At 47.0% G+C, this 14,018-nt stretch carries 7 protein-coding genes; all 7 read right to left on the bottom strand.

The window, feature by feature from the left end:
* Positions 1-41: 41 nt before the first annotated feature.
* On the bottom strand, positions 42-6,332 hold the full coding sequence (locus H8B09_RS00250) for an S-layer homology domain-containing protein (RefSeq protein WP_191201500.1): 6,291 nt from the start codon (positions 6,330-6,332) through the stop codon (positions 42-44).
* 169 nt (positions 6,333-6,501) lie between these two features.
* The gene (locus H8B09_RS00245; protein WP_318152498.1) at positions 6,502-7,374 is read right to left on the bottom strand and encodes an ROK family protein; all 873 of its coding nucleotides are present in this window, start codon (positions 7,372-7,374) and stop codon (positions 6,502-6,504) included.
* Positions 7,374-8,891 (bottom strand): glycoside hydrolase family 32 protein, encoded by a 1,518-nt coding sequence (locus H8B09_RS00240; RefSeq protein ID WP_191201499.1) that lies wholly within the window; start codon positions 8,889-8,891, stop codon positions 7,374-7,376. Before H8B09_RS00240 ends, H8B09_RS00245 begins: the two co-directional genes overlap by 1 nt.
* A gap of 112 nt (positions 8,892-9,003) precedes the next feature.
* Complete coding sequence (locus H8B09_RS00235) at positions 9,004-10,617, bottom strand: ABC transporter substrate-binding protein (protein ID WP_191201498.1); 1,614 nt, start codon at positions 10,615-10,617, stop codon at positions 9,004-9,006.
* Between the two features lie 149 nt (positions 10,618-10,766).
* On the bottom strand, positions 10,767-11,675 hold the full coding sequence (locus H8B09_RS00230; protein WP_191201497.1) for a carbohydrate ABC transporter permease: 909 nt from the start codon (positions 11,673-11,675) through the stop codon (positions 10,767-10,769).
* Positions 11,676-11,687: 12 nt separating this feature from the next.
* Entirely contained in the window at positions 11,688-12,611 is a 924-nt protein-coding gene (locus tag H8B09_RS00225; RefSeq protein WP_191201496.1) for an ABC transporter permease, read from the bottom strand.
* A 294-nt stretch (positions 12,612-12,905) separates the two neighbouring features.
* Positions 12,906-13,880 (bottom strand): LacI family DNA-binding transcriptional regulator, encoded by a 975-nt coding sequence (locus tag H8B09_RS00220; protein WP_191201495.1) that lies wholly within the window; start codon positions 13,878-13,880, stop codon positions 12,906-12,908.
* Positions 13,881-14,018: the final 138 nt, after the last annotated feature.

The raw sequence follows: 14,018 nt of genomic DNA, 5'->3' as shown, positions 1-14,018 counted from the left end.
AACGAAGGACTAAAGGGTGCTAATTCTAATGATGTAATTGTTTAGCTAATGAAGCCGACTTGTACGAGGAAGCGTTTCATCACTACAGCCATTTCCGCTCTTGTAAGATTAGCTTTAGGATTCAGCAATCCATCTTGGTTGCCTTTCAATAGTTCTGAAGCAATTAGCTCAGATACAGCTGATTGAGCCCATTCACTTACTTTCGAACCATCCGAATATTGAGCCAATAACGAATCGACAATCGTGCCGGAACCAAGCGCAGCACCGATATACGCCGCAGCACGAGAGAGCATAACAGCCATTTCTTCACGGGTGACATGCTGCTGCGGCCTAAAGCTGCCGTCCTGATAACCCGTAATAATGCCTGCATGAACCGCTCCTCCAACAGCATCTGAATACCAACTGCCCAAGGTAACATCGTTAAGCTTGGATGAATTACCAGCCTGATCGGATAAACCTAGTGCACGTGCAACAATTACCACGAATTCTGCCCGTGTCAGGGTTGCGTTCGGAGCAAATACCGATGCGCTTGTCCCATTAACAATTAGCTTGGATGTCAGCAGTTCAATTTCATGTTTCGCCCAATGATTGCGAATGTCCGTAAACGTCTTGATGAATTGGACTATCGTATAAATGCCGTTCTTATTGCTTTTAATCGTAACAACCGTCTTGCCATCCTTAACGTCAAACGTTGCTGGGACGAAGGTGGTCTTACCCGTGCTCGGGTCAATCATTATCGCTGTAGTTGTATTAGGATCCAATACGCCATCAACCGTAATCGAGCGTGAAATGTACAGCTTACCGAAGTTCTTCGTCTCTGATAATGTCCCATTTGCCTCTAAGAGCACTGCGAAACCAAATGCTCCTGATACCATCTTCAAGCCAGACGAGTCAGTCGCTTGTTGGATCTTGGTGAGAGCCTCTCCTGATTGTGGTTCAATCACCACATGGAGGTTACTTGCAACATTGCTCTGGATCCCATCATGCAACAACGCCAACGGGAGATCATAAGTTACGTTCCCACTCTTTACTGTGACGATCAGATTCGGAGAATGCTCAATCGCTTCTTGCAGTACCGCCAACGGCAAGGAAACGTCCAACGCGGATCCTTGTTTTATTGGTACATCAAACAAAATGGTAGAAACATTGCTATCCTTGATCCCATTGAGTACATCTCGAAGCTTCTGGCTATCAACGATCAATGAAGCCGCAGTCTGCCCATTCGCACTACTAACTTTGAGATCATCTGCAGTGACTGGGTATAACCCTGGTTGTTGTCCCGCTTCTGGCTGAGAGCTAATAATTCCACCCCCACCAACACTGCCGTTAATAATCGACACCGGTACGTTCAAATTGTCGATATTGATATGTCCCCAGCCTCCAGTCGCTTGATCGACAACTTGAATATACAACGCTTCGCCCTTGTAAGCTGATGCGTCCCACGTTACACGTCGGTATGCTTCATTGTTATTGCCGGTATCTTTCATCAGTATTTGTTTGTCAGAAGCACGTACTAGCGCAATGTAGAGATGATCGAGATCCTGTCCTCCGCCAACCAGGAGGCTGATCTTTCCGTCTCCGCCTAATGTGAACGTTTGGGAAGTCAACGACCCTGTCGCCGAATCTCCGAATTCCGGATTAATGCCCCACAAATGATAACGTTCCGGATCTTTCGCAACCCAAGCTTGATTGAATGGACCTCCCCATCCCCAATCGTTAACCTTCGTCACATTCTTATCCGTGAACGCGTTGCCTTCGGCCGTCCATCCAGACAAATCGCCTTTCTCGAAATCTGCATTAGGCAGTTCACCGACTGCTGTCGTTTGTGCCTGCGGATCTGGCCAGCTTGCCGGCACCGTGCTGCCATAAGCGGAGTTCATCTCCCAAACTTGCAACTTCTGAACGGAAGCAGCTCCGCCTTCGCTCCATAAGCTTAGGCCAAGCGCATCCCCACGCGTCGGGTATACCCTGGACGTGATGCTGTTCTTCCCATTGGCATAAGCCTCAATCATGGAGCGGTCAAGATAGATATGGAGTTTCAACAGATCGCCGTCAAGTTCCATTTTGCCGTTCTGGATACCCTTCTGAACATCTGGATCCAATGACGATTTCCATCGGTCTATGCTGAGCAGCTGGTTTTCTGCATCATAGATCAGCTTCGTTTCCTCAGCGCCATCCGCTGTCTTTCGCAACGAGATACCGACCTTCTTCGCCGTGCCGATATGGGCTTCCAAGACAACCTCCAGCATATCGCCTTGTACTTGAGCGAGTGCGCTATTCGCCTCTCCCACTGTCTTCTGAGACAGATCAACCAGCTTCTTACCACGGAGCGACTGCAGTTCCGGAATCGGCTCTACACCAAGCGTATCATCGCTGCGCAGCGACAATACGAGCGGCAATCCACCATTATGTGCCCAGCCTGCATCATTATGCTGCTGTTCCGTGCGACGATCTTGCGTGATGCTGTACAAAATCGAACGTCCTTGACCATCTATCATTCCGCTTGGTCCCGTGAAGTGCTCCCCAAAATCGAACATCCGGGGATCCTCGTGATCCGGTACAAATTTGTTATTTACCTTATCCCAAGTACCGATCCAATGATAGACATATTTCACGTTGTCTTGGTCATAGTGATCGAACCAAGGATTGATGAAGAATGCATACTTCATAGTTCCATTGCTGTCCTCACCTAATGGAAGCAGTACTGGAAGCTCCCAGACTTGACCCGTCTTGTGGTACTTCTCGTAATCGCCAACGAAGAATGGATGTTGATACGTCCAATGAACCATATCATCGGACGTATACAGCAAGGCCGTTCCGCCAACGTCCTTAATTCCCGAACCTACGAGCTGATACCAGGTGTCTCCATCCTTCCAAACATACGGATCTCGGAAGTTGCCGTACCATACTTCGCCTTCTTCTGCCTGCAAATTGGGAGCTTGGACGGTTACCGGCGTGCCGTTATAAACCCAGTTCTTCAGATCGACATCTCCGTCGTCCTTGAATGTGCTTCTCGCCAGTCCCGTTGCTTGGTTAGGACTAGCCTTGTCATCCCCAGCTGTGAAGAATAATGCAGGATTACCATTGTCATCGACAACGGCACTGCCCGACCACACGCCATCCGGCGTTTCTGATCCACCATCCGGCGACAGAGCGACAGGCATGTCCTTCCAATGGACCATATCATCGCTGACAGCATGTCCCCAATGGATTTGATGCCAGTAAGGCCCTTGCGGGTTAAATTGATAGAAGATGTGATACTTCCCGTCGAAGTAAAGCGGCGCATGCGGCTCATTCATCCAATGACCGGGCGCAATTAAGTGATATTGCGGGCGATAGCGATCCCCGTCATAATCGGTGCGGTCGAAATCCAATGAAGGAGTAGGCACAATCCCCCCATTGAAGGTAGCAGTGACTGTATTGTAGTCACTGCGGATCTGATCTTGAGTCAGCGCTTGGTTAAACACGTTCACTTCATCGATCAAGCCATTGAACATATTGGCAGTGAACACGCCGTTAATCACAGCGCCGGAATTGTTTTTGCCAATCATAAAATCAGTGTTCGCCGGCGTAATGGCAAGCTTCTTCTCGGAGGTTGCTGTACCAACCAGCTCGCCGTTCAGATACAACTTCAATTTCCCATCGGTCTTACTGTATGTCGCAGCAATGTGTGACCACTCCGACTTGTTAAGCGGCTTGTCATCCGCTGCCCATGCTTCTACCCACTTCCCATTAATTCCGACCTGGAATGACCACTTGCCATGGCGGCCCATCCCCAGGATGTAACCCGTTCGATTCGCATCGTCATATTGGTTTACGATTGCGGAGAGCTTGCCTTGATCGCCCCACTCGTAAGATCTTGGAGCAACCCATGCTTCAATCGTGATCTCATCAGCTGGCTTGGCAATTTCATTGGCCGGTCTCGCAATCCATGTAGAGTATCCGTCAAAGAGAAGCCCTTTACCGGAGACCCCATCTCTCCACAGCGGTTCGCTGTTCGGCTTGTATTTGGCATCGTTGAATACATAATGAACGGCATCATTGCGGCTTCGAACCTCGTCCTTCGCCTTCGTTCCTTGCCCCTCATTGAAGCGCCAGCTGCCGATTAAACCCGACCCTTTCACCTGAAAATCGTCGACATTGATGTGGCCGGAAGCAGTCTGATCTACTACATGAATATATAAATCTTGACCGAGATATGGCGTTGCATCCCAATTGATTCGTTGATACGCATCCGACTGCGCTCCAGTGGATTTCATCAGCACGGTATGATCAGAAGCCCGTACTAGAGCGACATAGAGGTTGTCCGTATCATTTCCTCCACCGATCAGGAAGCTAATGAATCCATTGCCGCCTAATTTGAACGTACTGGAGGTTAACGTACCAGTCCCAGCATCAGCCCCTACTGCATGATAAGTACCTTCCTGTCCGTAAGGCGTTTGATCGCGGCCGAAGCTAGTCTCACTTGTAACCGCGTTTGCAAAGGCATCGCCTTCGCTGGTCCAACCGCTTAAATCACCGGTCTCAAACCCTGGGTTCTGTATGTCCTCAGGTGTTGTGGAGTACAAATTGGTTGCCAGTACGCCATCCGTCGGCACTTCCGTCTGATAGGTGAAGAAGGCATCAGCAAATATTTGTCCCCAATCCGAATCCGCATTGTCTACAATCTCAAGGTACAGGTTCTCATCCAAATGCTTGGACAGATCCGCCTTGTATTGCACCATGTTCGCAAGCCGCATCCCTTGATCAATGTTAGGGAAGTTCGTATCCTTGAACTCCGTATTGCCATAACGTGCAATTAATTCGTCCGTGTCCGCATTATATACATCAACATGGACGAGATCCGTTCGTTTACCGCCGCCAAGCTTAAACGTAATCCAGCCCGTACCGCCAAGCGTGAAAGTGGACGAACGCAGAATACCTGTCTTTTTCTCGTCATACATCCAGCCGTTCAGATGATAATCGCCTTCCTGATTATAAGGAATGTTCTCGCTCCACCATGTCGTATCGCCCGACACGCTGCCTGGTCCGAAGGCGTTGCCAGCAACAACCATCCAGCCAAACAAGCTGCCCGATTCAAATCCAGGGTTGAGTGGCTCGTAACGTACAGGATGATATAGGTTTATAGCAGCCACACCATCTGTAGGCGTGCTTGTGAGATACGTCTTGAAGTCATCGGCGAAGACGACTCCCCAGTCACTTGTTGCATTGTCTACGATCTCGAAGTAGAGATTCTCGCCAACAAAAGCGCGCAAATCCGCTCTATATTGAACCATATTGGCTAATCGGAGACCTTGATCTACATTCGGAAAGTTAATATCGGCGAATTCCGTGTTTCCGTAACGTGCCACTAACTCATTGTTATTAGCATCATAGACGTCGATATGAACCAGATCCGTATTCTTGCCACCGCCCATTCTGAACGTGATCCAGCCAGTGCCGCTTAGCTTAAATGTGGTTGAACGCAATATACCCGTATTGGCCTCGTCATATTTCCACCCGTTTAAGTGGTACTGGCCTTCTTGGTTATATGGAATCTGTTCATTCCAATAGGAAGTCTCATCGGATACACTGTTCGGGCCGAAAGCCATTCCTTCCACTACAGTCCAGCCCGACATATCTCCTGTTTCAAATCCTGGATTTTCAATTTCTTTCACACCTGGGTCGTATAGATTATCCGCTCTAATTCCTTCACTAGGTTTGGTCTCGTAATAAGTATCGAAGGAATCGGCGAACAGCAGGCCCCAATCGGAGGTGCCATTATCTACAATATCGATATACAGATTCTGCCCGAGATATCGGCTCAGGTCTGCCTTGTATTTCACCAAGTTCGCTAAACGCAGACCTAACTCGACTTTGGGGAAATTCGCATCGCTCCACTCCGTATTCCCGTATCGAGCAATCACTTCGCCCGTATCCGCATTGTGGATCTCGATATATTCCTGATCGGTATGTCTCCCGCCGCCAAGCATGAAAGTAATCCATCCGGACCCACCCAGCGTAAAGGTAGATGACCGCACCCTTCCGGTTGCCGTTTCTTCATGTTTCCATCCATTCATATGATAGAGTCCCTCTTGCTGATAAGGAATCCCTTCAGCCCAATACATCGTATCGCTAGAAACGCTATCTGACGAGAAAGCGCTTCCATTAATGACCGTCCAGCCCGTCATATCTCCAGTTTCAAAGCCTGGGTTTTCGATTGTATTGGCATAAACCGCTGGGGCGTCATCCGCAGCATACGCTCTTCCATTGCTGCTCATATATCCTGTGGAGAGGATAAGCGAAACGATCACGGTAACGACGATGCATGATCGAATTGACTTTTTTAACATGACTTCACTACCTCCGCATTAGTTATGCATTCTATGTAATAGCTTTACAGATACGTTTGCTTCACAATGAATAGCAGATCCATTTATCATATTCCCAGTAATAGCGCTTTCAATTTCTTCTTTGAAAATCCCCTATCCTCAATGGATCTATAGAGGAAAGGGGTATAGCTTAGCGAATAGCTTGCTTGGCCAGAGCCAATGCGCCGATCAACCCGGCATTGTGACCAAGTGCGGGCGGTACAATGTAATTATCGATATTCTCGCTGAGGTTCGGATGCTGAACGTACCCACTCAGTTGCATTTTCACTTGCTCTCTGATGCGTGGGAACAAGTGGGCTTGGCTCATAATGCCTCCTCCTAGAATAATTCGCTCAGGCGATAGGACAAGGATGAAGTTCGACAGTGCTTGGCCGATATAATAGCTTTCATAGTCCCATGCGGCATGAGCATCATTCAGTTCGATGGCCTTAGTCCCCCATCTACCCTCAACCGCTGGTCCGGAAGCCATTCCTTCAAGACAATCACCGTGGTAAGGGCAATTCCCTTGATAGGAATCATGTAGATGCCTGCGCACGGCAATATGTCCCATCTCCGGGTGCGTCATTCCGTGGATAAGCTTTCCTTCCACAATCGCGCCGACGCCGATTCCCGTGCCAACTGTCATGTAGATGCAGCTGTTCAATCCGGCTGCAGCGCCCCATAACGATTCGCCCAGGGCTGCTGCGTTAACATCCGTATCGAAAACAACCGGAACATCCAGATGGCTTCTGACATGTTCCAGAATCCGATATCCGCTCCAATGCGGCTTCGGCGTTCCCAGAACGGATCCGTATGTAGAACTGTTCGGGTTAACATCGATGGGGCCAAATGTGCCAATGCCTAATGCTGATACACCTTTATTGGCGAAGAAGCTCATAGCCTGATCAAGCGTTTCTTCCGGTGTTGTCGTAGGGATCGAAATGCGTTCGAGAACTTCTCCTTCCGTCGTCCCAATCCCACAAATAAACTTCGTTCCGCCGCCCTCTATTGCCCCAATCAGCATTACATGACCTCCTTAATCGTCATTTCTTCAGCATCGGCATAGATAGATTTGAGCGGATGAAGGGCTAAAGAAAGTACGTTTGATTCTCCTCCTTGCACATACAGCTCTAGCCCTGTACTCGCGGTATCTGGGAATATTTGATCGCTGATGACCGTTTCTCCATCATTCACAAATATCTCGATAGAGGATTGGTCCACGAAAATCTGAATCTTCATTCGACCCTCTTTAAGTTCTACTGGAACCTCATGGCTGCAAGGGAAGGCATCATGGAACGCTGCCTCTCCAGAATGGCAGCGATCAACAAACAACAACCGATCGGCAGCTCTATACCCGACGATAGTCTCCTCGTTATCCGAGAGGCGAAGTTTAAATCCGAACTCTTCTGCGGTACCTGGATCAAACTCAGCTATGATTTCGTAGATATCCGCTTTTACGTTCTCGAGGAGATTGTACCCAGGATGTATAGTTTGACCTTCCCAACGCAAGCTTTCGTCGTTCCTTCTTAGTTCGAGCAGTTCCTTAACCGGATGCTGAACCAGTCGAACGCCAGCGCTCGTATCTCGAAGCAGCAATTGGCGAGGAAGCGTCATGGCGCTTCTCCATGTAGACGTCGGCGTTTGATTGGCGTATTTCCAATTACTCATCCAACCAATGAAGTACTTCTCATTATTCGGCCCTTGTATATCCGACCAAGTTACGCCAGCATAATTATCCCTGCCGTAGTCCAGCCACAGTACCGTATCTGATGATGCTTCGTTCGTGAACGATTTGCCATCGAATTGTCCAACAAAATATTGCGTTCTTGATCCTTCTGCCAGATTAGGATCATCCCCGATGCTTACAATCATGACCCACTTGCGCGTTTCCTCTTGGCCTTCTATAGGCAATTCAATTAAATCCGGACACTCCCAGACGCCGTCATGCGAGCCTTCCTTGGCACCGAATTCGCTTGCGCAAGTCCAACTCTTCAAGTCCTGCGATACATAGATTTGCACCCGATCACCGGCAGCTATCACCATTACCCAGTGCGAGCTCTGCTCGTGCCAGAATACTTTGGGGTCTCGAAAATCGGTGATTTCTTCATTGCTCAAAACGGGATTGTTCTCATACATCGACCATGTTCTACCTCTATCCGAGCTGTATGCAATGCTTTGCCGCTGTCTCGGACGGTCAGAGTCCGGGTACTGATCCGCTTGCGTAAAGATTGCAACCAATCCAGGTTCTTCGGAGAATAAACCACTGCTGTTTGTCCAATCCACGACGATGCTTCCGGAGAAGATCGCACCGTTATTGTCAGGCTTCATGGCAATAGGAAGATGCTCCCAATGAATAAGATCAGTACTAACAGCATGTCCCCAATGCATAGGTCCCCAAGTCGTCCCATGCGGATGATGCTGATAAAACAGATGATACTCGCCTTCAAAATAAACCATGCCGTTCGGGTCGTTCATCCAATTGGCAGGAGGAGTGAAATGGAATTGCGGGCGATACTTTTCATTGCGATAATCGATTGTCATGTCATGCTCATCCTTCGTTTGTACTTAATGAATAAGTGCTTATATGTAGAACAAACCGGAACAGCGAGGACATTCGTTCCGGTTTGTTCTTGTTACTGGCTTCTAGGAAGCGTTATGCATTGTTTTTCTGGAATTGGTCATATCCTTTTTGATAGATATCCAGCAATTCTTTCAGGCCGATTTGATCAAGCTTTTTCAGGTAGCCGTCCCAGTCTTTCTCTACCCCGCCGTCCATCAACCATTTCGCTTTCATTTGCTTCGTGTACTCTTTGAGCTGCGTTTCGATCTGATTGACCTTGTCCAGATCTTCCGCGGATAGGAAGACGGACGGATAGTTTTCTTTAACTTGATAAGGGAAGTAGTACTTCTCCAGCTCTTCCAAGCGCTGCTTCGCACGCGGTTCCATGTCGACAAGCGTTCCGAATTGATCTTTCGTAATGGCAGTTGGTCCACCTGGTGCTACCTTGATCCGGTATTCGCCAGCTGTCGTACCTGCAGGAACCGGAAGATTCACGAGCTTGCCGTTCTCTTCCTTGTATACTTCTCCGATCGGTCCCCAGTGCGCTTGAATGCCCGTCTTCGCATCATACAGTTGGTCAGCCCAACGAGCCGCAATTTCTGGATTTTTGTTCGCTCTTGTAATAACGAAGGAATCACGGGAATATTCCGAGTAATTCGTTTTGCCAATAACAATTTCACCTTCGTTGTTCTTCAGAGGCGGCATCAGAACGTAATCCTTCATGCGGTCTTCGCCAACGATTTCCGGACCTTCCCACCAGATGAACGAACCAAGCGTTTCATCAGCAGTTTTGCCCTTCGCTTTCAGCTTCTCCGCATCCATGGTCGCGATTTCTGGATCAATCAGACCTTCTTCGTACCAATTGTGATAATAAGCAATGGCTTCTTTATATTCCGGAAGCGCAAGGGAGTACTCCACTTTACCGTCTTTTACAATACGATGATCGTCCGTTGAAACGTCCGGTGCACCGAACATGCCGAGCAAGTCGCCTTCATTGCCGCACCAGCCTTGGAACCACCAGGACAGCGGGACTACTGTACCTTTGCCATTCACATTGTTGTCTTTGAATGCCTTCAATGCATCATGATATTCTTGCAGCGTCGTAGGAACCGGTAAGTTCAACTGGTCCAACCATTTTTTGTTAATGAACATTTGGTTAGGCATGTTGATCAAATTCATTTCTTCGGCATACGGGAGCGAGTAAATATGGCCATCAGGTGCCGTAACGATCGCTTTCAAGTCCGGTCGTTTCTCGAACAAGGCTTTCAAGTTAGGCATATATTGATCAATGAGGTCTTCAAGTGGGATGATGGTTCCTTCGGTGCCGTATTTGATCAAGTCAAAATCGGTGAACCCCGCATTATAAAATGCATCAGGAAGATCATTCGTTGCCAAGAGCAGGTTCTTCTTCTCCTGATAACCATCTCCTGGAATGTTATTCCATTCGATATGTACATTCGATTGAGTCTCGAGATTTTTAAAGAAGGTCATATCTCCGTAAGCTGGAGCCAACGGGTTCTTAGGCGAAACAAATTTAAGCGTAACTTTATCCTTCACGATCGGATAACCTGTTACATTAATGTCTGCTGCCGCATTCGTTGCCGGTGAATCCGATTTTTTGTCTGAATCATTGGATGATGAACACGCCGTAACGAGCAAACTAGACGTAAGAAGCAAGGTTAATGCTGAAGCGTAACGTTTTTTCATTTTCTTACCCTCCAATGTTGTTTGTTTTCAACTTCACAACCACCCTTTATAGACAAACCAAACCACCATTATGCTTTTGGAATAAACCACCTCCTTAAATCGCTTGCTTCTATATCAACCTGATGACAGGCTGTACAGCCCATTTAGCTTTAGCCTTTGACGCTGCCGATCATGACGCCCTTGACGAAGAATCTCTGCACGAACGGATAAATAATGAGCAGAGGGGCCGATGCAACGACGATTACGCCGTATTTCAACAAACTTGCGACTCTCTGTTGAACCTCCGCCGACTGTACGTCCGTTACGAATTGACTTGCCAGCTCGTTCTGAACGACGAGAATATTGCGCAGAATCAGCTGCAATGGATACTTAGAGTCATCCCCGAGATAAATCAATGCGTCGAAGAACGAATTCCAGTAACCAACAGCGTAGAACAAGGCCAATACGGCAATGATGGCTTTCGATAGCGGAACCACAATACGTGCAAAAAACGTAATATCCGAGCACCCATCGATTTTGGCTTGTTCGAGCAGCTCTTTAGGAATCGATTCCTGGAAGAAGGAACGTGCAATAATGACATTGAACAGAGATACTGCCTTAGGTAGAATCAGCGCCCACATCGTATTGACCAAGTGCAGTTTCTTCACGACGAGATATGTAGGAATCAAGCCGCCGGAGAAGAACATCGTAATGAGCAAGAACACCATAATGACATTGCGGCCATACAGATCATTTCGCGACAAAGCGTAACCAGCCAGCACAGTCAGCACCACATTGATCGTTGTGCCAACCGTTGTATAGAGGATGGTGTTCTTGTATCCCAACCAGATGCTTCCCTCGTGCAAAATTCTAGAATAACCTTCAAACGTCAAACCTTTCGGGAAGATCCACATTTCCCCGTTAAGGACTGTGGATGGATCACTGACAGAAGCGATTAACACGAAATATAGAGGGTAAATAACGATAATCGCGATAATCGTTAGAATCGCATAGTTAATAATGTCGAACCGTAAATCTTTACGTGATCGCAAAGCGGATTTCGTTTGGCCGCCGGACATAGATCGTCCCTCCTAAAATAAACTTGTGCTTGAAAGCTTCTTCGCGGCTTTATTGACCGAGAGCAACAAAATCAGATTAATGACCGAGTTAAATAGTCCGACCGCTGCCGAGAAGCTATACTGCGATTGCTTCAGGCCCACTTTATAGACATAAGTCGAGATGATTTCTGAAGACGGCAGGTTGGTTGGCGTTTGCAGCAGGTAAGCTTTCTCGAATCCAACGCCCATAATGTTACCTACAGCCAATATCAAGAGAATGATTGCGGTTGGCATTATCGACGGAAGGTCTACATTTAAGATGCGCTGCCATTTCGTTGCTCCGTCTACGATAGCCGCTTCATGGATCTCTGGGTTAACACCAGCCAATGCAGCAAGATAAACGATTGCGCTGAAGCCTGTTCCTTGCCACACATCAGATAAGATATATGTCGCTTTGAAGTACTCAGGTTTGGACATGAACAGAATCGGATCATGTCCGCCGAGATGGACGATCAACTGATTGATAATCCCTGTTGGAGACAGGAACACTAAGATCATTCCGGATAAGACGACAGTGGAGATAAAGAATGGCGCATAAACAGTCGTTTGGACAAACTTCTTGAAATTAAGGTTCGTGACTTGATTCAATGACAGCGCCAAAATAATCGGCAAAGGAAAAGTCACGATCAGGCCAAGCACGCTTAGACCTAACGTATTGCTTATCAATTCCTTGAAGTTATACGAATGGAAGAAGCGTTCGAAATGCTCGAAGCCTGCCCAAGGACTTCCCATAATTCCTTTGGTTACAGAGAAATCTTTGAAAGCAATGATGACCCCGTACATAGGCCAATAAGCGAATATAGCGAAAAATACGATTGTCGGAAGCAAAAACAAATACAGCTGATAATTGTTAGAAATCAGTTTCAACCGTTTTCTCAAACGATTCTCAGATTTCATTGGTACCTCTACTCCCGTGTTGAACTTCACGTTCATATGACCCCGCCTTCAATCATTATTGATGAAACGTTTCCAAAACATTGCAACGCAGTTTATGCTTGAAACGTTTCCAAAACAGTGTACCCATTTATATTTAATAAACTGTTTCCATAACCATGGATCTTCAGCATCTAACTTGAAACGTTTCCAATACTACGTATACGTTATTATCCGCTCTTCCCAAATGCTTCATCCACCAAATGAAACGTTTCCAAATTGTGAAAAGGAAATACGTTTGATTTCCTTTTCTACTACCTAAGTCGTTTTTCCTTGCCTGAATTCTACTGGAATCCGATAGGTGTCATGTTCGATCGGCACGCCTTCAATTCTCTGGAGAAGAAGCCTAACGGATGTACGGGCCATCGTTTCAACCGGCTGACGAATCGTCGATAAAATGGGGTGAAACAAGGTGTTATCTTGAATGCCGTCGTAACCAATTACTTTGACGTCATCCGGAACGCTAATCCCCTGTTTTTGCGCTTGCTCGATATATCTCGCTGCGAACATATCCGTAATAGCAAAAACGCCATCAATTTCATGATGTTCTTTAATTGCGAAGAAATTGTTGAAGAAACTTAATTCGTCCATTAACGGGTCGGGTTCCTCATAGACGACATAGTCCAAGCCCAGCGCTGCAGCTTCGTCTATAAAGCCCTGTTTACGCAACATGGTTTCACTGAATACCTTTGTTACGACTCCAATGAATGCTGGTTTCCGAACTCCCGCATTGTATAGTTCCCGCATTGCAATTCGTCCACCGCTATAGTTGTCCGATGTCACGCAAGGAACCGTCTTAGAGAAATGCCTATCTATGCTAATGATCGGAATATCATTATTGAGACTATCCTCGATATCGTTATATGTAATGCCCAGAATGCCGGCCACTTTGTTCTGATTCAGAATGTCAAAGTAATATAGCTCTTTGGACGGCTTGCCACCGCTGTTGCACAATATTAGTTTGTAGCCTTCTCGGTCAAGCTCATCTTCGATATAGTAGGCCAGTTCTGAGAAGAATGGATTCCATATGCTTGGCAGCAATAAAGCGATTAAATTCGACTTCTGCATCTTGAAGTTTCTTGCAACTTCATTGGGAACGTAATTTAACTGTTTTATAGCTTCTAACACTTTTTCCCTTGTTGTCGGCTTAACCGAAACATGGTTGTTAATGACTCGCGACACTGTTCCGAGCCCTACTCCAGCCAGTTCAGCTACTTGTTTCAAGTTAGTCAATTGTACACCTCCCTACTAGCAGCATCTGTCTTGAATGTATCTTAGCACAACTTTGGAAACGTTTCAATAATAGTTTTTGCAATGTAATTTAACACCACGAGAAGCTTCTAAAATGACAAAGAGTCTCGATAATTAAGG

The organism is Paenibacillus terricola, from assembly GCF_014779765.1.
GTDB lineage: Bacteria > Bacillota > Bacilli > Paenibacillales > Paenibacillaceae > Paenibacillus_T > Paenibacillus_T terricola.
This window is presented reverse-complemented; position numbering and strand designations above follow the sequence as displayed.

Coding starts and splice junctions, on each gene's coding strand:
- H8B09_RS00240 (WP_191201499.1), bottom strand. CDS start 8,891: ATGACAATCGATTATCGCAATGAAAAGTATCGCCCGCAATTCCATTTC.
- H8B09_RS00245 (WP_318152498.1), bottom strand. CDS start 7,374: ATGCTGATTGGGGCAATAGAGGGCGGCGGAACGAAGTTTATTTGTGGG.
- H8B09_RS00225 (WP_191201496.1), bottom strand. CDS start 12,611: ATGAAATCTGAGAATCGTTTGAGAAAACGGTTGAAACTGATTTCTAAC.
- H8B09_RS00230 (WP_191201497.1), bottom strand. CDS start 11,675: ATGTCCGGCGGCCAAACGAAATCCGCTTTGCGATCACGTAAAGATTTA.
- H8B09_RS00235 (WP_191201498.1), bottom strand. CDS start 10,617: ATGAAAAAACGTTACGCTTCAGCATTAACCTTGCTTCTTACGTCTAGT.
- H8B09_RS00250 (WP_191201500.1), bottom strand. CDS start 6,332: ATGTTAAAAAAGTCAATTCGATCATGCATCGTCGTTACCGTGATCGTT.